The organism is bacterium (assembly GCA_027622355.1).
In the GTDB taxonomy this organism is placed as follows: Bacteria; UBA8248; UBA8248; order UBA8248; family UBA8248; genus JAQBZT01.
In genome coordinates this window covers 1-25,474 of the sequence record JAQBZT010000007.1, presented here as the reverse complement: position 1 = coordinate 25,474, position 25,474 = coordinate 1, and the positions used below count along the sequence as shown (strand labels likewise).

Here is a 25,474-nt window from a genome sequence, read left to right as displayed (position 1 = left end):
ATCAGAGATAAAATAGGGGAGGTTTTTAGAGGTGCCCCTTAAAATCCTCCAGCTTCTCTTTCAGATCACGTTTGTTCCCCAAAAGAGTCTGGTTCAGAAATTCCCTCCGGATGATGCCGACAAGTCGCTCGGTAAAGGGGCGGGAAATCGGCAGAGAAGAGTTCGCAGCCGACTGTGCCCACCAGGAGTGCAGCGAGAAAAAAAGAAAGAACCATTTCAAAGACCGCACACGAAATTCTCTTTTGCGCCGATAGACGATTTGGCCCTACACGTCTAATTTATGTCGTTTTGGTTGAAATGTCTCGCCTCTGGGGATTATGAAAAATGTTTTCGGGGTGGAATTTACGGCAGGCTGCACCCACCGCCAAGAAAAATTTTATTTTCCTCCAGAATCCGCTTTACATTGTACTTGAAACGGTCACCCCGATAAGGGAGTTGGGAATATTCCAAGGAGGTGTGGTTCTTTCCCCAAACATATGTTTTCACGAACATGACCGGAGACGTAATGCCGATATTGAGATGGGAGGCGATTTCACCGTCCGCAGATCTTGATTCGATGGTTTGATCCATTTCCAGCGGCAGGATCCCGAGGCCTTTTTACAGAACATTCAGCGTACTTTTTTTTGTAAGGGCACCGCGCCGGATTTGTTTCCGGGATCGATTCTCCATCCTCATGAATTCCCAGACTACATCGCCGCCGCACTGGCTCGCGGGATTGAATCAATCGCCATTGCCGGTTTTTTGCCATCCGGTCTGCGTCAAAATTGAATGTGAAGTTTCGATGGATCAGTACAGTTCTTCATAGCGAGGAGCTTGGAGGATTGTCACCTGGGAGCAAAGTGAGAAAGAACTCTGATTCAGGACAAAACTATTGGTTCGCCACAGACCGGCTGGCCGGCGGGCGCCCGTCTGGGCGCGCCGCCGCCGGCCAGAAACCATGCTCCTCCCGTCCGGGAGGAGGCTACATCTTGCCCTTTTCTTTCCAGTAGCGCACCGCGCCGGGATGGAGCTTGATCTTCGACAGGCCCTTCATGGCGTTCTCCGGCTTAATCACCTTGCCAATCGGGTGGTACTTCTGGATCTGCTGGTGGTTCTCCATAAGCAGCTTCACTATTTCGTAGGCGACGGCGTTGGACATCTGGCTACTCGACATGAGGGTCCACATTTGCCCCCAGCTCACGAGATCCTTGTCCCACCCCGGGATGGAGCCGGCTGGAACCACGTCGCGCACCACGCCGGGGTCGCTCTTCTCGAGCTTCTTGATGGTCGCCTCGTCGGGTCCGAAGAAGTTGAGCTGCCCTTGCTGGGTGCGGGCGAGATCCATGTAAACGGGGGCGGGCACATTGGCATTCAGCATGAAGAAGCCTGCGTCCACCCGCTTGTCTTTGAGCGCCGCCGCGTTCTGGGGATTGGAAAAGAATTCCTTTTTCGCCTTTTTGAACAGACCGCTGTGGCGAAGCGCGTTCTGGGTCACGATGTAGATCGAACCGCCCTTGGCACCGACCACGAAACGCTTGCCGCCGAGGTCGCCCCATTTCATGATGCCCGAAGACTTCGGGGTCGCGTAGACGGTCGTGAGCGGATAGAGCGCCACGAGGGCCAGCACGTCCTGTTTCTTGCGGAAGGGGGTGATACCGTTCTGGCCCCAGTAGACAGCCGGGCTTGTCGCCATCGCCAAGCGGAACGGGCCCATGGCGTCCTTCTTCTGGAGGACGCGGACGTTGGCCGAGGAGCCGCCTGTGATGCTGGCGGACACATCGTATTTGCCCCCTGAGTTGTCGGTGATCACCTTGCTCATGGCCGTTCCGATCTCGAAGGTGGCGCCCCCGGGATGAGACGTCCCAAGCAGGACCTTCTGCTGTGCCTCGGCCACTGCCGCCACCACGATGAGGGCGAGGGCCGCAGCCAAGATGGCATAAATTGTCCGTTTCATCGGAATTTCCCCTTCTGCGGGTTGATGATCCACGAGACTGGGCCGGCGGAACCGGCTCGCCTCCGCCAGTGCTCGAAACAGGATGTAAAAGGCCTTTCTCAAAGGCTTGCCCCGAATGCTACATCCTTCCGGCGCTGGATTCAAATCGCTCCGGCCTCGCGCCCTGCCGCCGGCCTGCGGAAAATCCAGGGGAGGCCCGCGTCGGCGGAAATTCGAGTTGACGGCCGCTGCCGAGTAGGTAAGATAGAGGCAAGATTTCACCGTTTATGGCCGGGAGCCCGCTCTTCCGCGGGTGGTCCGGCCCTTTTTCAGGGAGCTGAAATGTCCTCCGAGACGGCACGCGACGGCGCCTCTACCTCCAGGCTGGTGCGGACCTTCGCCTGCCTGGCCGGCGGAATCGCCGTTCTCTCCGCCATCTACCACATCGCGGCGGTCTACTTGGTTCCTCTGCCTGGCGAACTGCACCCGAACATGCACCTGCTGTTCGCCTACAGCATCATCCTGATTGGCGGGGCGGCGGCCAAGCCCGAGGTGTACGGGGACGAGTTCGGCGGCCTGGGGCCCTTCGCTTGCATGTACTTTGTCAGCCTCCTGATCGCGGCCTTCTTCTTCTTCTACGTGATGGACGAGTTCAGCCCCCAGGAGAAGTGGGCGGACGGGCAGTTTTGGTGGGCCTATGCCCTTCCGTTCGTCTCCTGGGCCGCGATGTTCATCCGCGAGCGCGCCTGGAAAGCCATGGGGCTTTGGGCGGCGAGCTTTGTCCCGGCGGTGCTTCTGTTCGCGAACTGGAGCTCCCTGCCCGCGAGCGCGCAGCAGCCCACGAGCTGGTGGATTCTGCTCGCCTCCGCCGTCCCGGCGGGGTGGCTTCTCTTCGGGGTGTTCCACCGGCCGGCGGAGGGCGTCCGGCGGGCGGCGGTTCCGCTCGCGGTGATGGTGGCGGCGGCGCTGCTGGCGGCCTGGCGGGTGGGCCTGTGGGCGTACCAGTCGAACGACGTGCGGACCGTTCTCTACCTGTGGCCCCTGCTCATCCTCCTGGTCCCGGCGATCTGGGCCTGGCGGCGGGCGCAGGATATCTTCCAGGAGCATCCCGGTCATCCGTTCCCCCGCAGCCTTGACGTCGGCATGGACACGGGGATGCTGGTCTTCGCGGTCGGCGCCGGCCTGTATGTGTTCTACGCCTACGGGGACATGGCGAACCGCGTCGGTGCCCCTACCTTCACCGACACCCGCTCGGGCTTCATCATGATTGCCGTCGCGATCGAGCTTACCCGGCGGTGCTTCGGCCCGCCGCTTCCCATCCTCGTTGTCGTCACCGTCCTCTACGGGCTGTGGGGGAATCTCTTCCACCCACCATTCGGCCACGGAGGCCACGGCTGGATCGAGCTGATCGGGAAGCTCTCCACCGATTTCATCGGGGGCGTGTTCGGGTTCCTGGTCATCATCTCGGCCACTTTCATTATGATGTTCCTCATCCTGGGGGCGTTCCTGCACGAATCCGGCGCCGGGCAGTTTTTCGTGAACTTCGCCCTCGGCCTCTTCGGGCGCCTGCGGGCGGGCGCGGGACTCGCCGCGGTGGGCTCGAGCGCGTTGATGGGGACGGTCTCGGGCAGCGCCGCGGGCAACGTCGTCACGACGGGGACCTTCACGATCCCCCTGATGAAGCGAATCGGGCTCAGCCCCCACATCGCGGCGGCGGCGGAGGCGGCGGCCAGCAGCGGTGGGCAGATCATGCCGCCCGTCATGGGGGCGGGCGCCTTCATCATGAGCGAGCTGATCGAGGTGCCCTACGTCCACCTCATCGGCTATGCGGCCATTCCCGCTGTCCTCTACTTCATTATCGTTGGCATCAACATTCACTTCGCCGCCGGGAAGCTGAACATCAAGCCCTTGCCACGGGAGGAGATCCCCGACTGGCGCGCCGAGCTGCGCTCCGGCTGGTTCTACCTCGTGCCCCTCGCCTTCCTCGTCTACTTCCTGATGGAAGGCCGTACGCCGGTCTACGCCGGCGTGATGGCCATCTTCACCATGATCCTCATATGGTTCTACCGGTTCTCGGCGGCTTTTCTGGCGACGATGCGGGTGGGCGACCGCTTCGTCACCGACGAGGGGTATGTCTTCGTCCCCATCATGTTCTGGGCTTTCTCGGTTGTGCTCTATTCCGTCCTCTACGCGGCCGGCGTCTGGATGGGCTGGCCCCTTTTCCTGGACCTGCCCCTGACGGCGGGAAACGCCGCCGCCGCTGCGGCGATCCTGGGCGTGGCGGGCACCGGGGCGGGCGTGCTCTCGCTGCGGCTGCTGCCCGCGGGCAGGGATCTCTGGCACGAAATCGCGCGCGGCTGGCCCGTCATCTATCCCCTGGCGGCCGTCATTCTGTGGGCCATGTACGGCTGGACCTCCGGCGTAGCGGGCGCGGGCGTCGTGCTGGCGGTGCTGGCCGCGTGGTCGGGCCTGCGGGGGATCGGCGTCCGGACCTTCGCCCTGTCGCCGTGGATCTTCTTCCTCATTTGGGGAGCGGCGTACGGCGTGCAGCGCGCCCTCTACACGATTCTGCCCGGGTTCGAGGAAGCGGCGGACTATCTCCACCCTTTCGGGTTCATCTATCACGCCATCATTTTCTTCGCGGTCGGCGCCGCGATTCAGCGGGCGATCCTCGCCTTCTCGTCCCCGCGCGAACCGGGCGACGAAACCCCGCCCCGGCTGGATGAGGTGGCGGCCATATCCTGCAACCCTCTCCTCTACCTCGCGCGTGCCCGGCGCGAAGGGCGTACCGGGCCGGACACGAGGGCAGCCGAGGGGGCCACCGGTTGGCTCGACGATCTACGCCGCGCGCTCGCCACCGGGGGCCGGCAGGGCGCGGAGTTCGGCGTGACGCTGCTCAGTATCGAGATCGTGGTGCAAGTGCTCTCGTTCACGGGGGTGGGGAACAAGTTCGCCCTGCTCATCGAGTCGCTCTCGCGGGACATCTGCCTGATCGGGCTCGCCCCCGGAGGCGGGTGTATCGGGTACCTGGGGCTGGATGGTTTCTTCGTCGGGCTGCTGCTGACCGCCGTCGCCTGCGCCATCCTGGGGATGGGGATGCCCACGACGGCGGCCTACGTTCTCCTCGCCATCCTGGGCGGCCCTGTCCTGATCAAGCTCATAGGGCCGGAGCTGACCGCCATCTACGGCGAGGAGTGGATGAAGCACTTCCTCGCCATCCGTGGGGACAAAGTCGCCGCGCACATGTTCATCTTCTATTTCGCCATATTGTCGGCCATCACCCCGCCCGTCGCCATCGCCTCTCTCGTGGCGGCGAAGCTGGCCGGCGCGTCCTATTTCCAGACCTCTATCATGGCCCTCCGCTTCGCCATCGTGGGCTTCGTTGTCCCCTTCCTCTTCATGTACCAGCCCTCTCTCCTTGCCCTGGATCACCCGGCGCGGGTCGTCCTTGCCACCCTGATGACCCTCATCGGTTTCGTCGCGTTCTCCGCGGGCGTACAGGGGTGGTTCCTCGACCGCCTCTATTTCTACGAGCGGATGCTTTTCTTCGGTTGCTTCCTCTTCCTGATCTTTTTCGACATCTACTTCCGCTGGCCGCTCCTCGCGGCGGGTGTCGCCTGCGCCGTTCCGCCCGTCGTCCGCCAGTGCCGGGCGCGGGTGCTCCAGAGGGCGGCCGCCTGACCCTTGTGCTCTGCAAAAATTCGATCCCTGTGCTTGTCCATGGCGGATTCCGAATCAAGCGCGTCCTGTCCAAAAATTCAACTGAATTCCTAAATATCTGAAATTTCAGCGAAAATTGTCGATTCGCCATGCACACGGTGAGTTGGCATGATTCGTTGCGAGGTGCCCGCCAAGCTTTACGAAACACACAAGATGGTGATTATTTTATTTGGGACGACACTAAGGGCCGTGAGGTGGAATAGGGGGGACATCAGATAACCGGCCTGGTCTGATCTAAAAACTCGATCAAGTTGAAATGAAAGGGTTTTTGATGGGAATCCAAAATCATTGAATTTCGGAGGGATCTGATTTTGCGGAGCACAGGTCCTTGGGGTAAGAAGACAATGAACGGGAGATTGGGATATTATATTCCTTTTACATTGACAGCCAAAATTTGTCCCTGAGGCCCAACCTCGAATTTGGACCCTTGGACGTTACTCTCTTTCTCCGGAGGGATTTCGAATGGCCACGCAGGGTTCCGGTGCTCCCGAAAGTGCTGACGATTATTTTATTCTCGACATCGAAGCACACATCATGCCCCAGGATTACCGGAAATATGTGAATTATTTCCCGGATGTGAAGTGCCTCGACTACGCACATGTCATGGCCCGGAAAACCAAATGGACCAATCCGGTAACGGGGGAAGAGGGGGGACACCCGGGGATGGATTGGTCCGCGGAGAATCTAATCGCTGCGATGGATGAGGCCGGAGTGGACATGGCCTCGATCCTTCGGGAATCCTTCTTCGATGCCACGAAAAACTCCGCTCCATTTTCCACCAACTACCACATCGTCGAGGCCATGGAAAAATACCCAAATCGCTTCATCGGCCAGTCCAACGTGGGCCCTCATATGAAACGGGGAATTGACAACGCTATTTGGGAGTTGGAGTACCTTCACACCCAGATGGGCTTCAAATGCACCAAAGTGTATTCTCCCGAGGACGGGTACCTCAACGATCCCCAAATGTTCCCCTTTTATGCGAAATGCGAAGAGCTCCAGATTCCCGTCTGTTTCCACACCGGTTTTACGGTTCGCATTGGGATGACGAAATATTGCGAACCCATTCTTTTGGATGATGTGTGCAGCGCTTTCCCGGATCTCAAGGTTATCGCTTACCATTTCGGATTTCCCGCTCAGCAAGAGATGTACATGCTGGCCTATAAGCACCCGAACCTCTATATCGGGATGAGTTCCATACTTGGCTTAATGCAGTGGGGGCCGGTCAAACTCCGCCACTTTCTCGGGGAAATTTTCGCCTTCGGGGTGGGAGACCGTCTTATCTGGGGGACGGATTGGCCCGGGACGGGCCACGTGCAGATGGTCCAGGCAATCTTGGATTTAGAAATGCCTGAAGAGCTCAGTCGTGATTGGGGATACCCACCTATTCGGCGGGAGGATAAGGCCGCCATGTTCGGCGGGACGGCGGCCAAACTCCTTGGGGTTGACCCCGAGGCGAGCAAACTACCACAAAAGCGCAAGTAAAAAAGCAGGACCGATCCCCTGATTTCTCAAGGAGAATTGGACAATGGGAACCAAGATCCCAACCCGTATGAAAGCCGCGGTTCTGCGAGAGTGGGGCCGACTTCAGGTGGAAGATGTGGATGTGCCTCAGGTAGGTCCGGGCGAGGTCCTTTGCCGTGTGGGTGCCTGCGGATTTTGTGGAACAGATATTCGAATCGTCCGTGGGACTCACAAGACGGTTTGGTCCCCCACCCTCCCGCACATCCCCGGCCATGAGTGGTCGGGAGAGGTCGTGGCTGTTGGAGATGAGGTGGAGGAATTTTCCCCGGGAGACCGGGTCGTGGGCGAGACCTCCCGAGGGTGTGGCCGTTGCCGGATGTGCAGGACGGGGAACTACCATCTTTGTGAACATCACGGTGACCTGGCCAAAGGATTCCGGATGTATGGCTTTAACTACCCCGGGGCCTTCGCCGAATATGTCGTCCGCCCCCCCGAGGGGATGACCAAGATGCCGGCCAGCATGAGCTTCGAGGAGGGGGCTGTTGCCCACGTGCTGGCCCAGGCTCTCCACTATGTTGAGCGGGCAGGAGTTTATGCCGGGGATGATGTGGCCGTCCTCGGGTCAGGAGTGCAGGGCCTGCTCGTTCTCCAGGTGGCCATGCTGAAGGGAGCAGGGCGTGTGTTCATGAGCGGCCGCGGAAAGCGCCTGGAGGTGGCCAAAAAGTTGGGGGCGGCGGAGGTGTTCGACTACACGCGGGATGATGTCACTCAGCGCCTCCTGGAACTTACCGGCGGGAAGGGAGTGGACGTGGTTTTCGAATGTGCAGGCAAGGCGGATTCCATGCGTACTGTCTCGGATGCCACTCGAATGGGGGGGCGTATCGCGTTGATCGGCATCACCAGTCAACCTGACGGAGTTCCCCTGGACACCGATACCATCGCTTTGCACGAAATGACCGTCTTTGGAATGCGTGGAAGCCCCCATACCGCCGCGGGAGCGGTGAGTCTCGTCGCCAATGGCCAAGTAAAAACCAAACCGCTGGTCACGAAATCATTTCAATTGGATCAAATCCAGAATGCGTTTGAAACATTCGAAAAACGGGAGGACGGTGCACTGGGAATCCTCGTTAAACCCTAATCCTTTTGGAGATCCAAAGATATGACCGCACGGAAGGTCATTGGTGCAGGTTCTTCCTCCGTTTCACCGGGGAGGCGAAAGCGGTCCAAGGCGAGGATTTCACGAACTGGAAAGATACCCCTTCTTGAACTCCTTACCTGCATGGTCCGGATTCGAGCCTTCGAGGAGAAGCTGAAGGAACTTTACATGGCTGGGCGAGTCCGGGGGCTTGTTCATCTCTCCATCGGCCAGGAAGCCGTAGCAGCAGGTGTATGCACACATCTGGGAAACGAGGATTACCTTGTTAGCAACCACCGTGGCCACGGCCATCTGATTGCGAAGGGGCTTGACCCTCCCTCTATGATGGCGGAGCTCTTCGGCAGGGAAGATGGCTGTTGCCGTGGACGGGGTGGTTCGATGCACATGGGGGATCTCAAAAAGGGCATTTTGGGAGCAAACGGCATTGTAGGGGCGGGCCTTCCCATCGCCGTGGGGGCGGCGCTTTCCGCGCGCTTTCGGGCGAGAGGAGGCATCTCTGTGGTCTTTTTTGGAGATGGCGCGGCCAATCAAGGAACATTTCACGAGGCGATCAATCTGGCGGCAGTGCTGAAGATGCCCGTCGTTTTCGTATGCGAGAACAATCACTACGCACTCTCCATCCCTCAATCTCGCCATATGGCGGTTACCCACGTGGCGGATCGGGCTTCTGCCTATGGGATACCGGGCGCCGTCGTTGACGGGAATGACGTCTGCGCAGTTTTTGAGGCAGCGGAGGAGGCCATCCTTCGGGCACGGGCCGGAAAAGGGCCATTTCTGCTCGAGTGCAAAACCTACCGGTGGCGGGGACATGGTGAGTCGGATCCGAGCGGCGGCACCAAGTACCGTTCGGCCAAAGAGGTAAAGGACTGGCAGAAGCGATGCCCTATCATGCAAGCCGAAAGTCTCCTTCTGAGGGAAGGGGCAGCCACAAAGGATGTTCTCGCGCGTGTCCGCTCCGAGGCCCAGGAGGAGATGGAATCCGCAGTGGCCTTTGCGGAAAAGAGTCCTTGGCCGGATGCCGCTGATGTGCTCAAGTTTGTATATGTGGACAGCGAGGAAAGTTCGTCATGACGGTGGAGATGACTTATCGGGAAGCGCTCATCGCAGCCAAGCGCGAGGCAATGCGGGCGGATCCGGCGGTGATAATTTTGGGTGAGGATATTGGACTCTACGGTGGGACCTTCGGGGTGACACAGGGTCTTTTCGAGGAGTTTGGCCCTGAGCGGGTCATCGATACCCCCATTTCGGAGGCTGGGTTTTCAGGAGCGGCCGTCGGAGCGGCCCTGACGGGTCTTCGTCCTATCGTCGAGCTGAAATTCATTGACTTCACCTTGGTGGCCATGGACCAGCTGATCAATCAGGCGGCCAAAGTTCATTTCATGATGGGGGGTCAAGGCAAGCTGCCCGTTGTATTCATGGTAGCCATTGGGGTGACCCGGGGAGCCGCAGCCCAGCACAGCCAGAGTTTGCACGCCTTTTTTGTACACGTTCCCGGCTTCAAGGTGGTGATGCCCTCCACTCCCCACGATGCAAAGGGGCTTCTCTCTAGCGCGATTGATGACGACGGTCCTGTCATGTTCATCGCCCACAAATGGCTTTTCTCGCAACGGGGGCTCGTTCCGGAGGATCCCTACCGAATTCCCTTCGGTGAGGCAGCCATCCGGAAAAAAGGGGATGATGTCACCATTGTGGCCACCTCCTTTATGGTGAACCATGCGATGGAAGCCTCTGAACAGTTGGCCGCCCTCGGAATTCAGACCGAGGTCATCGACCTGAGAAGCATCGTTCCCATGGACACCGGGGTCATTCTAGAGTCGGTACGGAAAACGGGCCGCTTGGTGGTTGTCGATGAGGGGCACCTATCCTGTGGGGTGGCCGCTGAGGTCGCCGCCTTGTTGCAAAAGGATGCTTTTGACTACCTGGACGCGCCCATTGAGCGCGTCGGAACCCCCGCGGCACCCGTTCCTTTCAGTGAACCCCTGGAAGAAGCTTATGCCCTGGGGGCCGGTCAGGTCGTTGCTGCCGCTCGGCGCACATTGGGAATTTCTTGAGAGAGGGAGAGGAGTGAAATGCGTTTCCCGAATCCAACCTAAGAAAATATTCGGAACAGTGTGCATGGCGAATTCCGAATCAAGCGCCGATCGGTGTCTGAAGTAGTCCCCCACAATGTGACAGCCGTGCAAAATTTCTCCAATTCGCCTGGGGTGGCAGCTTCTTCCCGGCGGCTTTCTCAGGCGTATTCAGATTCAGCGCCTGATGGACTCTATGGGCACTATAACAATCCCTGAAATCCCCCATCTTCTCTTCCGGATTGCGTTTCTTCCAGAAAAAAATCTGGTCCATATATTTCCTCCGGGTGGTCCCGATAAATCGCCCTGTAAAGGGATGCGGCAATGGTGCATCGTGAGACTTCCCTGGGGAGCAGGGCGACGAAAGGCAAGAATTCAAGCTAAAATTATCAATTCGCCATGCACACCCTCAACGCACGGCGGCGAAAGGCCTGAATCCCAGGCGAATTCGCCATTCGCCATGGACGGGATTGCCCTAGGTCCGAAATTAAGGTATATATGAATATCTGCTCATATATAAAGGATAACCTATGAAACTGGCCGCGGAAGAAGAGCAGCTTGGCCCGAAAGCCAGCGCGGAATTTTGCGATTGCAAATTTGTGGACGAGGCGAAGGTGTCGGCCGTCCAGGAAACGATGAAGTCCGAGAAAATATTCTTCGCTTTGGCGGAGACCTTCAAGGTGCTTGGCGATCCGACAAGGACAAAAATTTTGTTTGCCTTGGCCCAGGAAGAGCTTTGCGTTTGCGATTTATCCAATCTTCTGGGTCTCAGCCAGTCCGCCGCCTCGCACCAGCTTCGGGTTTTGAGAAACATGCATCTCGTGAAATACCGGAAGGAAGGAAGGATGGTGTACTACTCTCTTGACGATCATCACATCGAGATGCTTTTCGCAGAGGCTTTGAACCATGTTCAGGAGCTGGAAATTCACACGGAACCAGCATAAGCATTTCAAGATATCTATAAAGAACGGGAAAAATCCTTTTTCAAAATTGTCTCATCCATATAAATCTGCGGGTGAGATGCGTTTAAATGAGAGGTTGATGCCATGGACCGCACCCCATTTTCGATGAGATCGCTTTTAAGATGTACCGCTACGCTCTTCTTGTCCCTTGTGGTGATGTTCTCGCCGCCGGCTTCCCGCGTGGAAGCCGATATCGTCCCGCCGGAGGAACTCCATCCCGCGGCCGAGACTTACCGGCGGGCCACGTTCATCTTGAATCTGAACCCGGTTCATTGGGATCAGGTATGGCGGGACATGGAAGTTCTCGCCAAGAGCATCGAGCGAACATCTTCGGAAGAGGGGGCCGCTTTCCGGAAAGCCATCTCTGAAGCGCGGAAGATCGTTCATCCCGAACTTAAAAAAGATGAAGAGCCTGATTTCGTTCAAATCCGAATCCAGGGAAGCCGGAAGGTGTTTGCGGCGGCCACCCGGGCGGTGAGCCGGTTGCTTGTCACAAAACTCGGCCAGGTTGTTTCTTCGACGGATCCCAAAATCGTCAAGAAATATCTCTCCGAGGGAAGGCAAATTTTCCGGGCTTTCGAGGAGATCCTTCCCTACACCGATCCGCAAGCCTGGAAAAGGATGCAGTTAAACTGGCTGGAAGCGTTTTCGCACCTCGGCGCGGCGGGGGGGATGGGTGCGGGCTCCCGCAAGATGAACGCGAAAGAGGTCCGTGCGGCGGTGATCTCCATCGGAGATTACTTTCGGCAGAACTTCAACGACTTTACGCCCGGACCCCAAAAAAGACTTTTGGCCCGGCCGGTTGGCAGCCCGACCTACGACAAAACAGCCAGGGTCCCATGGAAACTCCCTCCGGGATCGAATATCAACAAGCAGCTGCCCCGCCCCCGGCAATTGCTCGGTATAGCAGAGCGCGGGGTGAACGAGGGTGAAACATTTTTGATCGCCCTGGGCGATATGGCGTTTGACAGTCCGTTCATCTTCGGCGAGCCCGCGCGCAGCTTTGGCGTCAGCTGCAATACCTGCCACAACAAAGGGGTCACCAATCCCCAGTTCTTCATTCCCGGCATCTCCATAAGGAAAGGCGGGCTGGATGTGTCGAACAGTTTCTTCGCGGGACACGCCAACAACGGCTTGTTCGACCCGGTCGATGCCCCCGACCTGCGGGGAATCCGGTTTACCGCTCCTTACGGCCGCAACGGCCGGTTCGCCTCGCTTCGAGATTTTGTCCGTAACGTCATCGTCAACGAGTTCAACGGCCCTGAGCCCGACGCCATGCTGCTCGACGGGATGATCGCCTACATGAACGAATTCGAGTTCCTTCCCAATCCGAAGCTGAACCGGGATGGAACCCTGAGTCCCCGGAAGGCCTCGGCCTCGGCGCTTCGCGGCGAAAAGATTTTCAAGCGCAGATTCCCGCAGATGATGGGCGGTAAGAGTTGTGCCAGCTGCCATGTTCCCTCGGCCCATTTCTTGGACCACAGGCGCCACAATATCGGGACGACCGAAGGCTTCGACGCTCATTCCTTCGATGGCGCTTTTGACACGCCCACGCTGCTATCGGCCAAGTATTCGGCTCCTTATTTTCACGACGGCAGCCAGCCCACCCTCCGGGCGGTGAGCGAATGGTTCAACAAACGGTTCAAGCTCGGGCTTTCGAAAAAAGAGATCGGCGACCTGACGGCTTACGTCGAAACGGTGGGCGACGGGGTAGACGCCTACGAGGACACGATTTACACCCTGGATGCCGAGTTGGAGGAATTCAGCTTCTTCCTCTCCACCTACGAACGGCTGAAGCGGCAGGGCAAAAAAGATCTCATCACCACGCTCCTCAAAACAGTTGCTTTCGAGCTTCGGGGGCACAAGTGGGATGTTCAAGACAAAGGGCATCTCCCCATCCTGAACCAGCTGGAAACCCTGCTGCGGGAGGCGCTCGACCTGCATCTGCAGGGGAAAAGCAAGGAAGTGGATGCGAAAATCGCAGCTTACCGGACGCTCTACGAAAAAAACGTGGACAAACTCAAATAAAGGGTTTTATCAAATGATAGCGATACGTCGAATCGGAAAATACGGATCCTTTTTCATGGGGTTGATTGTTGTTTTATCCATGATTTTGGGAATTGCGCCCGAGAAAGCCATGGCGGCGGCCCCACCGTTGCGGGTGGCGCTGATTCCGCTCGAAAACCCGGAAAGGCTCATCGACGATGTGAAGCCAGTCATGTCTTTTCTCGAAAAGCAAATGGGCCGGAAAATCCGCTACTTCATTACGCTGAATTATTCAGCGGCGGTCGAGGCCATGAACGCCGGCAAGGCGGACATCAGCTTCATATCCCCTCTGCCTTTTGTTCTCGCGAACAAGCATGCGGGCGCCCAGGTCGTTCTCGGGGAGGTATACAACGGGAAGTCTTATTATCACGCTCAAATATTTGTCCGCAAGGACAGCGGCATCAAGACATTGGCGGACCTGAAGGGAAAGACCATCGCCTATGTGGATCCGGTCTCCAGCTCCGGCTTCATGTATCCCCACGATATCTTTATCCGGGCCGGGCTGGTCAAGGGCGGCATGGACAATCCGGAAGGCGGTTTTTTCCGGAGGGTGTATTTTGCGGGCGGGGATGAGCAGGCCATTCGCTCCGTCCACAGCGGCTTCGTGGACGCGGCGGGCGTCAGCCAATTTTCGATCAATCTCCTTCGTGTGGAAGAGCGGGACGATCTCGTCGCGATTTCTCAGTCTTCGCGCATCCCGAGCCACGCCGTGATTGTGAGAAAAGGCCTCGATCCGAAATCGCGCGAGCAGTTCGTGAAGGCGATGCTCAAGCTCAACGAACCGCAGAACCGGCCCTTGGCCAATCGCTTGTATGGCACGGATGGCTACGTGCGCGCGCAGTTGAAAACGTATCAAACAGTGGTCGATCTGGCCCGTAAATATGGATTTATCAAGCCATGACCGAAAAGCCGGCCATCCATCTGCGCGACGTTCACGTCCAAGTTGAGGAGGGAGAAATTCTCTGCATTGATGAACTCTCTATTCGGCATGGAGAGCGCGTAGCGATTGTCGGCAACAGCGGAGCGGGAAAGACCACGCTGTTCAGAATGCTGAAAGGATATGTCGTTCCCACGGCCGGAAAGGTGGAGGTCCTGGGCGTGCTCCTTCCCTTGCGTGATCGGAGCGGCATCCGCGCCCACCATAAGAAAATTGGAATGATCCACCAGCATTTCGATTTAATCGGACGCGAGACTGTATGGCAAAACGTTTACCATGGGCGGCTCGGACATATTCCTCTTTACCGCAGCTTCTTGAGCATGTGCACGGAAAAAGACCAGGAAGCCTGCGAGCGGGCGATTCAAGAAGTTGATCTTTCCGATAAGTTGGAACGTGAGGCCCGTTCCCTTTCAGGGGGCGAACAACAGCGGGTGGCAATCGCACGGGCCCTCGCTCAAGAGCCCGACATTCTTCTTGCGGACGAGCCTGTATCGAGCTTGGATCCCGTTTTGGCGGAGAGCATTCTCAGCCTGCTGGTTTCCATCTCTCAGACCTACAGGCTGACTCTTCTCATGAATCTGCATCTGCCGGAATTGGCGAAGCTTTTTGCCGAACGCATTATTGCCATGAAGAGAGGCAGCGTGATCTGGGATGGCACGCCGGAAGAGTTATCGCCCGAAAAGGTACACGAAATTTATGGAAAGGCTCATTTTCCCGGAGACCGTAATGGTCAACATGCAGCGGCAGAAAAACGGATTTTCCCTTGGGCGAACGGGTATCAAGGGGATCCTATGGTTGTCGGCTAGCGCCATTGTTTACTGGTCATTGGCGGGGTCCGAATTTTCCGGGCATGCCTTGTTTCGCGGAATTCCCCAGATCGTCTCCTTCTTCGGTCGAATGACCCCACCGGACTGGTCGGTCCGCGAGGTGCTCTTAAGGGCCTCGATCGAAACCATTCAAATTACGGTAGCGGGCACTTTTCTGGGAGCGCTGTTTGCCTATCCATTTGGTGTTCTCGCGGCCTCGAACTGGACACCCCTTTGGATTCATCTCCCCGCGAAAGCTGTTTTGGCACTGATACGCTCCATCCCACTTTTGATTCTGGCCCTTTTGTTTGTTTCCGGGGTGGGTCTCGGCCCCTTTCCCGGCGTGCTGGCCATCGCCGTCCACTCCGTCGGCGTGCTCGGAAGATTTGTGGCGGAGGAGATCGAGAATACCGATCCGAAGCCACTCCTGGCCCTGCAGGGAACCGGCGGCTCGGCCCTTCAGATCATTCAGCACGGGCTCATCCCTCAAGTGTTCCCACAGATGGTAGCCCATCTGGCCATCCGCTTCGAGATGAACCTCAGGGACTCCACGATCCTTGGGCTGGTAGGCGCGGGCGGTCTCGGTTTTTACGTCTTGCTTTATGTCAAACAATTCCAATGGGAAAAAACAGGCGTCTTGTGCCTCACGATCATACTGATGGTTTTCGCCGGAGAATTCCTGAGTTGGCAGGTTCGCAAGCGGCTGCTCTAACGCGCTTCTATCCGAAGCCTGTCCTCTGGGCGGGGAATGACGAAACAGCCCGGAGATGGAAGCCGGTCTAATGCCATTTTCCTGATCTTTCTGGCCCTCGCCCGGTTCAAGAGTTTTCCTGCCCTGCCGGTTCTTCTGATCGGGGGAATCGCGGGGGTCCACGCCGTCCTGCTTGCACTGGGCGTTTCCACGGAGGAGGCGCGGGCGCAGGGTTGGCTCTTTTCCGCCCGGTCGGGCCGCTCTGGTTCTCCTGGAATACGGCCGAGATCGGCCGGGATCGACTGGGCATCCTCGCGGAGGGAGCCGGGGGCCTGGTGGTGCTTATGGTGGTGACCTCGATTTCGATTCTGCTGAAAGCCTTGATTATCCGGGTCCTCGCTGAGCGGCTGAACTTCGCGAACGGTTTGATCGGCGCCCTCCAGCGCTCGTGATCCCCACGCATAATTGTTTGGACTTGCCCTGGTCGGCGAGCTGATGTGAGCGAAAACAAGGAATAGATTTTTCATGGGGAGTGAGACCGGGGAAAGCCGCCATCCGGCGCAAGGCGAAAAAAAACTGATTTTCAGCTAGAATTGCCAACTCACCATACACAGCGAATCAATGCCATGGCGGGCCCAGGGGAGGGGACAAACTCATGAAGCGCAGTACGGAGAGAATTCTCACCACCCACACGGGCAGCCTGCCGCGTCCGCCGGAAGTGGTCGACCTGCTACTGGCCGAAGAAGAAAATCGTGGCGCGCAGGCCGCTGCACTCGAAACTGCGGTCGTTGCCGCCATAGCCGATGTCGTGCAAAAGCAGGTGAAAGCCGGAATCGACATCATCAATGATGGCGAGCAGGGCCGGCCGGACTATACCTCGCATGTCAAAGACCGGCTGACCGGCTATGACGGACCAAGTTCACCCCCGCTCGGCACCGGCGAGGAAGGCTTTCCTGAGTTGTCGGCACTGCTCGCCCAATTCGCCTCGCCGCTGCAGAACCGCCCGGCCTGTTCCGGCCCAGTCGGCTGGAAGGATTGGCCAGCCGCCGAAACCGACATCGCGCGCGCAAAGAGCGTGCTGACCAGCGCCGGTACCGAAGAAGCGTTCATGACTTCACCTTCGCCGGGCCAAATCGCGCGTTACCTCAAGAACATCCATTACCCATCGGAGGAAGAATATATCTTCGCGCTGGCCGATGTGATGCATCGCGAGTACGCGGCGATCGTGGAGGCGGGCCTGATTCTGCAACTCGACTGCCCCGATCTGGCGTTGAGCCGCCACACGGTGTTTCGGCACCTGAGCCTGACCGACTTCCGCAAGGAAATCGAGATGCACGTAGAGGCGCTCAACCACGCCGTCCGGGACATTCCCGCCGACCGCATGCGCATGCACATTTGTTGGGCCAGCACGATGGGCCCGCACCACGAAGACGTTCCGCTAAAGGATATCGTCGATATCGTGCTCAAAGGGCGCCCGGGTGCCGTGTCGTTCCCTGGCTCCAATCCACGCCACGAGCACGAATGGAAGGTTTGGCGCGATGTCGATCTGCCCGACGGCAAGACCATCATTCCCGGCGTGATCGACTCGACCTCGAATTACGTCGAACATCCCGAATTGGTCGCGGACCGCATTCTCAACTATGCCAACATTGTCGGCCGCGAAAATGTGATCGCCGGCGTCGATTGCGGCTTCGGCACTTTCGCTGGCCGGGTCCAGGTTGACCGCAACATTGTGTGGATGAAACTGGCCTCGCTGGCCGAAGGCGCCGCGATGGCATCGGAGCAACTCTGGTAAGCGCTGACAGGACCGGTGTGGCCGTCCTGTCCAAAAAGTGAACGGCCCCTATGATTCTCTATGAGAAACTATTCGGGTTTTTGGGCTGGACAGGAAAGTGGCTTGCATTTCTAATATAGATTATTATTATAATCCGACATTATTATATTTTATATGAAAATTTCCCTTGCAGCCGTTTTCAATTTGGCCATGAATCTTTCCTGTGCAGGAGGATTTTCGTGGCTTTCTGGCTGACTCAAATTTTCAACGGCGTCTCTTATGGCGCCATCGTATTCCTCCTGGCCATGGGCCTCACCCTCATATTCGGCGTCATGCAGGTCATCAACGTGACCCACGGGACCTATTTTCTCGTGGGTGCTTACGTGGGAATGAGTGTTCTCCTGCGGACGGGAAGCTTTATCCTGGCCATTGTTATCGGTGGCGCCGTTATCGCTCTTATGGGAATCATCATTGAACGGTTGTTCTTGCGCCAGCTGAAAGGGAATGATCTTGGCCAGCTCCTGATAACGATGGGGTTTGTCCTTCTCCTTCAAGACGCGGTCCTCCTGATTTGGGGAGCGGGTCCTCAGCGCATGGAGGCCCCTCTGATCCTCTCTGGAACCGGACGGATAGGGGGTTTCACTTTTCCGGTATACCGAATGTTCTTGATCGGTGTCGGTGTCGCAGTGGCCGTGGGATTTTGGATCTTTGAGAAGAAGACGAAGTTTGGGGCCGCCGTGCGGGCCGCCGTGGACGATGTTGAGATGGCCAGCGGAATGGGCGTGAACGTGCAGGTCGTTTTCAGCGTGGTCTTCGGGATTGGCTCGTTCCTTGCGGGAATGAGTGGGGTCTTGGCGGGGCCCTGGCTGGGACTTCAGGAGGGGCTGGATTTTGAGATTCTTCCCTTTGCGTTTGTGGCGGTCATCGTCGGCGGCATGGGCAGCTTCAAGGGGGCGATTATCGCGAGTTTGATCGTGGGGCTCATCGATAACCTGGGGAAAACGTTTTTCCCAGAATTCGCTTATTTCACCATCTTCCTTCCCATGGCGGTGATCCTGGCCTTCCGTCCCACTGGCCTTTTCGGGAGGCCGCTATGATCGCCGAGCTGCTTACGCGAAGAGGAAGAACTGCGGGAGGGGCGGCGGTCCTTCTCTTTTTCGTAATCGGTCCGCTGCTCACCGATAGGTTTGGCGCCATTGTTCTGACCCAGTGTGTCATTTGGGCGATTCTCGCCATGAGCCTCGACCTCATGCTGGGCTACGCGGGGATGGCTTCCCTGGGGCATGCGGCTTTCTTCGGCGCGGGGGCCTACGCGACGGCCATTATGGCCGTCACCTATAAGGCCGGTTTTATCGAAACTTTCCTCGTCGCCCTCCTGGTCGCCGCCGTCATTACCGCCATCTTTGCCTTGGTCGCGCTGCGGGCCGGGGGCGTGTACTTCCTGATGATCACCTTCTCCCTGGCAATGCTCGTCTGGGGGCTTGCTTACCGCTGGGACTCGATGACGGGGGGAGAAAACGGAATATCGGGCCTGAGACGGCCGGAGATTTTGCAGAACACCGTTGTCTTTTATTATCTCACGCTGCTGATCGGGGCTGGATTGTTCATTCTCTTTTCCGTCCTCGTACGATCTTCCTTCGGCAAGACCCTGGTGGGGATCCGCGAAAGCGAATCCCGCATGCGAACTCTCGGGTACAATGTTTGGCTGCACAAATACATCATTTACATGATCTCTGGTATTTTCAGCGGATTGTCGGGATTTCTCTGGGCTTACCACAACAGCTATGTCGCTCCCGGGGACGTGGAACTCATCACCTCTTTCAGTGCGCTTCTGATGGTCTCCATCGGGGGAGTCGGGACGCTCATTGGACCGATCCTGGGTGCTACCATTTTTGTGTTTCTCGAAAACATCGTGAACATGTACACCGAGCGGTCGCTCTCCGTCGTAGGGGCCGTGTACATCATTGTTGTCCTGTTTGCACCGGCGGGGATTATTGGACTCATCCGGCAGATTTCCGCCAGGCGGAAGGGAAGCCTTGAGTCCGTGGTGGCGAAAGATCTTAAAGATATTACCAAGGCACAATAGGGAGGAATCCGGACATGAAGGCAATCGTTCGATTTTTTGTACCACCGATAGTTTTTGGCTTGGTTTTGCTTCTGGGAGCGGGGTCTTCTGCCGCCGCCGCCCGGGGGCCGATCCGCATCGGGCTTCTCACCTCGAAGAAGGGTGTGCTCGCCCGGCACGGCTCGGATCAGATGAACGCCCTGGAAGTCTTCAAGAAGACATTCGGGACAAAGGTTGCCGGCCGGGAAGTTCAGTTTTTTATCGAGGACAATGAGAGCAAAGTGCCCTTGGCCGTAACCCGGGTGCGCAAGCTCATGACCCGCGACAAAGTGCATGTCGTCATGGGCGGTCTCTTTGGCTCCACCGGATATGCCATCGCGCCGCTGGCGGATCAATTCAAGGTGCCGACGCTCATCTGGTCCTGCCCGGATGACATATCGAAGCGCAAACTCAAGAAGTTCGCCCTCACGTACTTCTCCTGCAGCCAGCCGATGCACGCCTTTGCCAGTTGGGTCCGGACCACGATGCCGAACATCAAAAAAGTGATCACCATCGGCCCCGACTACGCCTTCGGTTACGAGTCAACGGGCGGCTTTCAGAAAGTTTTCGAGGACATGGGGGGACAGGTCGTCCAGAAGATGTATATGCCCATCAACACGGTGGATTATGGGCCCTACATCGGCAAGCTCCGGAAAGATGCCGACGCCCTTTTCGTGACACTGGCGGGCGCGCAGGCGCTACGCTTTCCAAAGCAGCTGAAGGAAGCGGGTTTGGCGAACAAGTATGTCATTTTGGGCAACGGTACGAACACCGATGAATTTGTGCTGCCCGCCATAGGCGATGAGGTGCTCGGCTGGTTTTCTGGTCTTATCTACAGCGCCGCCATTGCCACGAAAGACAACCAGGATTTCGTCAAGTCCTTCGTGAGTTTTGCGAAGAGGGAACCCGGCTACTATGCCTCGGGCTATTATGGCGGCCTGGTGGTCATCTATAAGGCGATTGAAGCCATCAACGGCGATGTGGAGAACAAGGAAAAATTCATCGAGGCCCTGAAGGCCGTTGAAGTGAAAACCGGCATGCCCGACGGCCCCCGGGTATCGGACGGGCACGGGACGTTCAAGATGAATGTGTATGTCCGCGTGGTAACGAAGGATGAGAATGGAAAGAAGATCAACAAGGTCATCAGTGTCATTCCGAATGTGAATCAATTTTGGACGTACAAGCCCGAAGAATTCATGAAATTGCCGCTATACGACAGGGATCATCCTCCTTGCCAGTATTGCGACAAGTAGGGTTGAAAATGTTTTGAGGGGAGAAGATGTTGTCCGCCTCCCGTCCATTCGATGGGCGGGAGGCGGGGCAAGATTGAAAAGCCTTCCAGGAAGGGCAACCTGATGCACACAGGTCCGTGTCTCGTTGTAAAAAAACTTGCCAAGCACTTCGGTGGGCTTGTTGCGGTCAAGGAAGTAGACCTCACCGTCGAATATGGCGAGCGCCGCGGGATCATCGGCCCGAACGGGGCGGGAAAGACCACCTTGTTCAATATGATCGCCGGTGACCTCCCGCCGACTCACGGCGAAGTGTTCCTTCACGGGCAGGACATCACCCACCTTGCCAATTATCAGCGGGCGTATTTGGGCATGTCCCGGACATTCCAGATTACCAATCTCTTTCCTGCGATGTCTGTCATGGACAATGTGCTTTTGGCTGCACAGGCTTTGGGACGTTCAAAATTCTCCATGTTCCGGCCTGTCAGCAGTTACCGGGAAATGCTTGAAAGAGCAGAGGGGATTCTGGAGAGGTTCGATTTGATCGAAGTGCGGAATAATTATGTGAAAAATCTCTCGCATGGCATTCAGAGGCAGGTCGAGATAGCCTTGGCGCTCGTGGAGAATCCCCGGATATTATTGCTCGATGAGCCGACAGCCGGACTCTCTCCGGCCGAATCGGCCATCATGACCGCTACGCTTAAATCTCTCGATTCGGAAGTAACGATACTGATCATCGAGCACGATATGGACGTTGCTTTTGAACTGGTGGACAAGGTTATGGTCATGCACGATGGAGAGGTTCTGGCAGACGGTCCCATTGAGGAAATTCGGTCAAACCAGGCCGTTCAGGAGATATATCTCGGATATGAATGAAAATATTCCGATGCTCCAGGTGAACGACGTTCACACCTACTATGGGGAGAGTCACGTCCTTCAGGGGATTTCCCTGGAAGTACCGACCGGCTCTGTCGTAGGGGTTCTGGGAAGAAACGGGATGGGCAAAACCACGCTGACGCATTCCATCATCGGATTCCTGAACCCGCGAAAAGGGAGCGTTATCTTTCAGGGTGAAGAAGTGACGCGTCTCCGGCCGCATCATCTCATCCAGCGTGGAATGGCGCTTGTGCCGCAAGGACGGCGCATCTTTCCTTCTCTCAGTGTGCACGAAAACCTCATGCTCGGAGCGAAGGAAAACGGCCGTACGGATGGCGCCTCTGATCCCTGGACGTTGGAGCGGGTGCTGACGCTTTTTCCCCGCCTCAAAGAGCGACTGAAGAACATGGGGAACAACCTCAGTGGCGGCGAGCAGCAGATGCTGGCCATCGCCCGGGCGTTGATGACGAATCCGCGTCTGCTTCTTCTGGACGAACCCACCGAGGGCCTGGCTCCCCTTCTGGTGAGGACGTTGGGCGATGTGATATTGCAACTGAAAGAGAGCCGTCTTTCCATTCTGCTTGTTGAGCAGAATATGAAATTCGCACTTTCCATTTGCGAACAGGTCCACATTATGAGCCGGGGACAAGTGGTCTATTCATCATCGACGGAAGAACTTAATCGGAACGAGGAGGTTAAGACAAGGTTCATCGGAATTTAAACATAATTTTCGGCAGGAGATTTTTTATCGATTTGATGAAATCATCACCTGTGGCCCTCTCGGATATTTTCTTCTGGACATGATGAAGACGAAGCATTTTTTGGGTCAGCGACTAGCTGCCGCGCGGATTTGTATTCGTGTTTCAATTGGAGGAAGACCGAGATGGTTGATTTCACTTTTACCGAGCAGCAGTTATCGCTTCAGAAGCTTGCGCGGGACTTCGCGCTGAAGGAGATCAGGCCCGTCGCGATCGCGATGGACAAGATAGCGGACCCGCAAGAGGTGCACGACAATTTCCCCTGGGAGATCATCCGCAAGGGCTCGGCGCTGGGTCTTCGGACGACGGCGCTGCCCGAGAAATACGGCGGGGCGGGCATCGGGATTCTCACCCACCTGATCATGCTCGAGGAGCTCTGCCAGGGCGATTCAGCCTTTGCCACCCATTTTCACCAGGCCTGGAAGATGGCCAAGCTGCTGGTGCAAAAGTGCTCCGACGCGCAGCGGGAACACTTTCTCCCCAAATTCACCGAGGACGACACCGCCCTCCTCGCGGTGGGGATCACCGAGCCGAACCACGGGTGCGACAACCTGCTTCCCTACGATGAGCCCGACGGCGGGATGCAGTCCACCGCCGTCCGGGACGGGGATTCATGGGTTTTGAACGGCACCAAGCACTTCATCGCCTGTGCCTCGGTCGCGAAACTCTACTTCATCGCGATGCGGACGGACAAAACTGTCGGGGTGACGCAGGGCATTACGGTATTTCTTGTGGAGCGGGGCACCCCCGGCTTCCGAACCGGGCGGGTGCACGACAAGATGGGCAACCGCCTGATGATGAACGCAGAACTCATCTTCGAGAACTGCCGGATTCCGGACTTCAACCGTGTGAGCGAGGTGGGCAAGGGCCTCTCCTTCCTCGGTTCCTTCGGGGCGCGGCACGTCCCCACGACCGGCGCCTTCGGCCTCGCGTTGGCCCGCGCCGCCTTCGAGTACGCCGTCGAGTACGCCAAGAACCGCATCCAGGGCGGCCGCCCGATCATCGAACACCCCATCATCGCCCTTCGCTTCGGCGAGATGGCCGCTCTCATCGAAGCCGCCCGCGCGGTCTCGATCCGCGCGGCCTGGTCGGCCGATCAGCCCGATTACGACTCCCAGCTGGGGATCCTCTCCTCGATCTTCTCCTCCGACGTGGGTCCCAAGGTGTGCGACATGGCGATCCAGATCCTCGGGGGGAACGGCTACATGCGGGACTATCCGCTGGAGAAACTCATGCGCGATGCGATGATGTGCTACCACATCGACGGCAGCTCGGACTTGCACCGGATGAAGATCGGCGATTTCCTTCGCGGCGTCTCCAAGCCCGGATACATCCAGGAGTAGAAGGGTGGTAAAAAAAGAAACCCTTCGGGAGGAGATGTGCCTCCAAATATGGATTCCTTAGATTGCCGGGGTTGTTTCTCTGGGGGTTAACCCCAGAGAAAATTTAACTGCTGTGGAAAGGTGTGCATGGCGAATTCCGAATCAAGCGGCGATTGGTGTCTGTGAAAAGGCCATGGCCATGTGACTGCCAGATAAAATTGTCCAATTTCACATGGGCGGCAGGATCCTTCCCGGCGCTCTCATTCTGTGTTCTCAGATTCAAGGACTGATGAAAACGGAACAAGGGGTCATGATCTGGGCCGAGGTCGAGGTATGTCCATCTCAAATGTGACTTGATTGAACATCCAGCAAAATTTGATTTCAGTTAGAATCAAAAAATTCGCCATGCACAGGTCTCATTCTCCCCTTGATTCAAGCCATCCATCCAAAGATAGTTTCCCGGGCAATCCCTGAAACGAAACAGAAAGCCAAACAATCATGATGATGTCGCGAACGAGTGCTTGTGCAGGCGTTTCACTGACGCCGGGCAGGCAGCCGCAGTCCTCTAAAGCCGCTCCCGAGAGAATGCCAACTGAAATGGCCGCGGCGAAGGTGACGAGTTGGACCATGACGGAAATGGCCGCCCATCGCGAGAAAAAGCCCACAAGCAGGAACGACCCGCAGAAAAGCTCGAGCCAAGGAAGGAGATAAGCCAAGGGCAGCTCCCAGCCTCCGGAGAGAATGCCAAAAGCTTTGATTTTGTGGGCAAACAACCCGGCCGGCTGGGCCAGCTTGGCCGCACCCGCGAAGAAAAAAAACCTCCGATGCATATCCGGAAGGTCAAGACAGCCTTGGGACGGCGCAGCAAAGAGAAAATGCGCAACCTATGTTCCTCTATGGTTTTTCGATCTCATTTTGTCATCTGGGCCCGAACGGCGGCGGCCAATTCCTGGAAAGGAACGGCCCCTACTATCTTTCGGTTTCCGACGAAAATGGTCGGCGTGACGTTTACACCCATGCGCATCCCCAGCTTCCGGTCGGATTCAACCGCGCTTTGGTATGTTCGGGAGTTTGTGCATGAGCGCCATTTTTCCATGTCTGTACCTACAGCGGCAGCATATGTTTCCCATATCTTCTGAGGCGATGAACTTGAATACCATCGGTCCTGGCCGCTGAACATGAGAGACCGCATTCTTTTATTTTTGTCGTCTTCATGAACACATCTCACCGCTTCTGCCGCCAGAGCCGTAAGGTCACGAAGTGGGAAATCTTTATGGAGAAATTCGATTTGGTTTTTAAAATCTTTTTGGAGCTGAGTCAGCGCATCCTGCGCAGATCGGCAATGGGATCAGCCATAGTCAAAAAATTCGATCACCACCACCCTGCCATCAGACATCTTGGGAGGAGGAATCTCACTTTTCTCGCCGCCGCCCATCATCAGGGCCCCTATGCCGACGGCCGCGACAATCACGGCCATCATCGCAAGAGCCAGCCCTTTTTTTCTTTTTTGGGGAGAAGATTTGGACGATTTTTTTGAGTTATTTTTTTCTTCGGCATGTCTATTCATCCTACCGTGCGCGAAAATTCGAAAGAAGTACCAAGTCATTTTTTCATGATGTTTATAATATGAGTATCCTATATAATACCC

Annotated in this window: 22 protein-coding genes; 19 read left to right on the top strand and 3 right to left on the bottom strand. The window is 57.0% G+C overall.

Annotated elements, in window-relative coordinates; all coding sequences use genetic code 11:
* Positions 1–561 precede the first annotated feature (561 nt).
* On the top strand, positions 562–768 hold the full coding sequence (locus O2807_01140) for a hypothetical protein (protein ID MDA0999105.1): 207 nt from the start codon (positions 562–564) through the stop codon (positions 766–768).
* Positions 769–961: 193 nt separating this feature from the next.
* Here the strand turns inward: O2807_01140 and O2807_01135 are convergent, their stop codons facing one another.
* A complete protein-coding gene (locus O2807_01135; protein ID MDA0999104.1) occupies positions 962–1,933 on the bottom strand; it encodes a TAXI family TRAP transporter solute-binding subunit in 972 nt (323 codons plus the stop codon).
* Between the two features lie 321 nt (positions 1,934–2,254).
* Here O2807_01135 and O2807_01130 point away from each other — a divergent pair, with 321 nt between their 5' ends.
* From O2807_01130 to O2807_01045, 18 genes are all read left to right on the top strand, one after another.
* Positions 2,255–5,593, top strand: a complete 3,339-nt coding sequence (locus O2807_01130) for a TRAP transporter large permease subunit (protein MDA0999103.1) — start codon at positions 2,255–2,257, stop codon at positions 5,591–5,593.
* Positions 5,594–6,094: 501 nt separating this feature from the next.
* Positions 6,095–7,117: an amidohydrolase family protein gene (locus tag O2807_01125; protein ID MDA0999102.1), complete on the top strand. Its 1,023-nt coding sequence runs from the start codon at positions 6,095–6,097 to the stop codon at positions 7,115–7,117.
* Positions 7,118–7,184: 67 nt separating this feature from the next.
* Positions 7,185–8,234 (top strand): alcohol dehydrogenase catalytic domain-containing protein, encoded by a 1,050-nt coding sequence (locus tag O2807_01120; GenBank protein MDA0999101.1) that lies wholly within the window; start codon positions 7,185–7,187, stop codon positions 8,232–8,234.
* A gap of 141 nt (positions 8,235–8,375) precedes the next feature.
* A complete protein-coding gene (locus O2807_01115; GenBank protein ID MDA0999100.1) occupies positions 8,376–9,323 on the top strand; it encodes a thiamine pyrophosphate-dependent dehydrogenase E1 component subunit alpha in 948 nt (315 codons plus the stop codon).
* Positions 9,320–10,303 carry an alpha-ketoacid dehydrogenase subunit beta gene (locus tag O2807_01110; GenBank protein ID MDA0999099.1) on the top strand — a complete coding sequence of 328 codons (984 nt, stop codon included), beginning with the start codon at positions 9,320–9,322 and terminating at the stop codon, positions 10,301–10,303. The genes O2807_01115 and O2807_01110 overlap by 4 nt, the downstream gene beginning before the upstream one ends.
* 548 nt (positions 10,304–10,851) lie before the next feature.
* Positions 10,852–11,265, top strand: a complete 414-nt coding sequence (locus tag O2807_01105; GenBank protein MDA0999098.1) for a metalloregulator ArsR/SmtB family transcription factor — start codon at positions 10,852–10,854, stop codon at positions 11,263–11,265.
* Positions 11,266–11,367: 102 nt separating this feature from the next.
* Complete coding sequence (locus tag O2807_01100) at positions 11,368–13,311, top strand: cytochrome C (GenBank protein ID MDA0999097.1); 1,944 nt, start codon at positions 11,368–11,370, stop codon at positions 13,309–13,311.
* Between the two features lie 55 nt (positions 13,312–13,366).
* On the top strand, positions 13,367–14,230 hold the full coding sequence (locus O2807_01095; protein ID MDA0999096.1) for a phosphate/phosphite/phosphonate ABC transporter substrate-binding protein: 864 nt from the start codon (positions 13,367–13,369) through the stop codon (positions 14,228–14,230).
* A complete protein-coding gene (locus O2807_01090) occupies positions 14,227–15,072 on the top strand; it encodes an ATP-binding cassette domain-containing protein (protein MDA0999095.1) in 846 nt (281 codons plus the stop codon). Before O2807_01095 ends, O2807_01090 begins: the two co-directional genes overlap by 4 nt.
* A complete protein-coding gene (gene phnE, locus O2807_01085) occupies positions 14,993–15,784 on the top strand; it encodes a phosphonate ABC transporter, permease protein PhnE (GenBank protein MDA0999094.1) in 792 nt (263 codons plus the stop codon). Before O2807_01090 ends, phnE begins: the two co-directional genes overlap by 80 nt.
* 212 nt (positions 15,785–15,996) lie before the next feature.
* A complete protein-coding gene (locus tag O2807_01080) occupies positions 15,997–16,215 on the top strand; it encodes a hypothetical protein (GenBank protein ID MDA0999093.1) in 219 nt (72 codons plus the stop codon).
* Between the two features lie 203 nt (positions 16,216–16,418).
* Positions 16,419–17,558, top strand: coding sequence for a cobalamin-independent methionine synthase II family protein (locus O2807_01075; GenBank protein ID MDA0999092.1), 1,140 nt, complete (start codon positions 16,419–16,421; stop codon positions 17,556–17,558).
* A 218-nt stretch (positions 17,559–17,776) separates the two neighbouring features.
* Positions 17,777–18,634 (top strand): branched-chain amino acid ABC transporter permease, encoded by an 858-nt coding sequence (locus O2807_01070; GenBank protein MDA0999091.1) that lies wholly within the window; start codon positions 17,777–17,779, stop codon positions 18,632–18,634.
* A complete protein-coding gene (locus tag O2807_01065; GenBank protein MDA0999090.1) occupies positions 18,631–19,623 on the top strand; it encodes a branched-chain amino acid ABC transporter permease in 993 nt (330 codons plus the stop codon). The genes O2807_01070 and O2807_01065 overlap by 4 nt, the downstream gene beginning before the upstream one ends.
* A 14-nt stretch (positions 19,624–19,637) precedes the next feature.
* Positions 19,638–20,894: an ABC transporter substrate-binding protein gene (locus tag O2807_01060; protein ID MDA0999089.1), complete on the top strand. Its 1,257-nt coding sequence runs from the start codon at positions 19,638–19,640 to the stop codon at positions 20,892–20,894.
* A 102-nt stretch (positions 20,895–20,996) separates the two neighbouring features.
* On the top strand, positions 20,997–21,746 hold the full coding sequence (locus O2807_01055) for an ABC transporter ATP-binding protein (GenBank protein MDA0999088.1): 750 nt from the start codon (positions 20,997–20,999) through the stop codon (positions 21,744–21,746).
* Between the two features lie 10 nt (positions 21,747–21,756).
* Positions 21,757–22,467, top strand: coding sequence for an ABC transporter ATP-binding protein (locus tag O2807_01050; protein ID MDA0999087.1), 711 nt, complete (start codon positions 21,757–21,759; stop codon positions 22,465–22,467).
* A gap of 162 nt (positions 22,468–22,629) precedes the next feature.
* Positions 22,630–23,847: an acyl-CoA/acyl-ACP dehydrogenase gene (locus O2807_01045; protein ID MDA0999086.1), complete on the top strand. Its 1,218-nt coding sequence runs from the start codon at positions 22,630–22,632 to the stop codon at positions 23,845–23,847.
* 395 nt (positions 23,848–24,242) lie between these two features.
* On the opposite strand, the gene O2807_01040 is transcribed toward O2807_01045, so the two are convergent.
* Positions 24,243–24,656 (bottom strand): DoxX family membrane protein, encoded by a 414-nt coding sequence (locus tag O2807_01040; protein ID MDA0999085.1) that lies wholly within the window; start codon positions 24,654–24,656, stop codon positions 24,243–24,245.
* 518 nt (positions 24,657–25,174) lie between these two features.
* Positions 25,175–25,474 (bottom strand): hypothetical protein (locus tag O2807_01035; GenBank protein ID MDA0999084.1); only part of this gene is annotated, 300 nt, incomplete at its 5' end.

What these genes read in the sequence shown, in the direction of transcription:
- O2807_01090 (MDA0999095.1), top strand. Translation starts at nt 14,227, where the DNA reads ATGACCGAAAAGCCGGCCATCCATCTGCGCGACGTTCACGTCCAAGTT.
- O2807_01130 (MDA0999103.1), top strand. Translation starts at nt 2,255, where the DNA reads ATGTCCTCCGAGACGGCACGCGACGGCGCCTCTACCTCCAGGCTGGTG.
- O2807_01110 (MDA0999099.1), top strand. Translation starts at nt 9,320, where the DNA reads ATGACGGTGGAGATGACTTATCGGGAAGCGCTCATCGCAGCCAAGCGC.
- O2807_01065 (MDA0999090.1), top strand. Translation starts at nt 18,631, where the DNA reads ATGATCGCCGAGCTGCTTACGCGAAGAGGAAGAACTGCGGGAGGGGCG.
- O2807_01100 (MDA0999097.1), top strand. Translation starts at nt 11,368, where the DNA reads ATGGACCGCACCCCATTTTCGATGAGATCGCTTTTAAGATGTACCGCT.
- O2807_01095 (MDA0999096.1), top strand. Translation starts at nt 13,367, where the DNA reads ATGGGGTTGATTGTTGTTTTATCCATGATTTTGGGAATTGCGCCCGAG.
- O2807_01060 (MDA0999089.1), top strand. Translation starts at nt 19,638, where the DNA reads ATGAAGGCAATCGTTCGATTTTTTGTACCACCGATAGTTTTTGGCTTG.
- O2807_01075 (MDA0999092.1), top strand. Translation starts at nt 16,419, where the DNA reads ATGAAGCGCAGTACGGAGAGAATTCTCACCACCCACACGGGCAGCCTG.
- O2807_01045 (MDA0999086.1), top strand. Translation starts at nt 22,630, where the DNA reads ATGGTTGATTTCACTTTTACCGAGCAGCAGTTATCGCTTCAGAAGCTT.
- O2807_01055 (MDA0999088.1), top strand. Translation starts at nt 20,997, where the DNA reads ATGCACACAGGTCCGTGTCTCGTTGTAAAAAAACTTGCCAAGCACTTC.
- O2807_01125 (MDA0999102.1), top strand. Translation starts at nt 6,095, where the DNA reads ATGGCCACGCAGGGTTCCGGTGCTCCCGAAAGTGCTGACGATTATTTT.
- O2807_01135 (MDA0999104.1), bottom strand. Translation starts at nt 1,933, where the DNA reads ATGAAACGGACAATTTATGCCATCTTGGCTGCGGCCCTCGCCCTCATC.
- O2807_01115 (MDA0999100.1), top strand. Translation starts at nt 8,376, where the DNA reads ATGGTCCGGATTCGAGCCTTCGAGGAGAAGCTGAAGGAACTTTACATG.
- O2807_01120 (MDA0999101.1), top strand. Translation starts at nt 7,185, where the DNA reads ATGAAAGCCGCGGTTCTGCGAGAGTGGGGCCGACTTCAGGTGGAAGAT.
- O2807_01040 (MDA0999085.1), bottom strand. Translation starts at nt 24,656, where the DNA reads ATGCATCGGAGGTTTTTTTTCTTCGCGGGTGCGGCCAAGCTGGCCCAG.
- O2807_01105 (MDA0999098.1), top strand. Translation starts at nt 10,852, where the DNA reads ATGAAACTGGCCGCGGAAGAAGAGCAGCTTGGCCCGAAAGCCAGCGCG.
- O2807_01050 (MDA0999087.1), top strand. Translation starts at nt 21,757, where the DNA reads ATGCTCCAGGTGAACGACGTTCACACCTACTATGGGGAGAGTCACGTC.
- phnE (MDA0999094.1), top strand. Translation starts at nt 14,993, where the DNA reads ATGGTCAACATGCAGCGGCAGAAAAACGGATTTTCCCTTGGGCGAACG.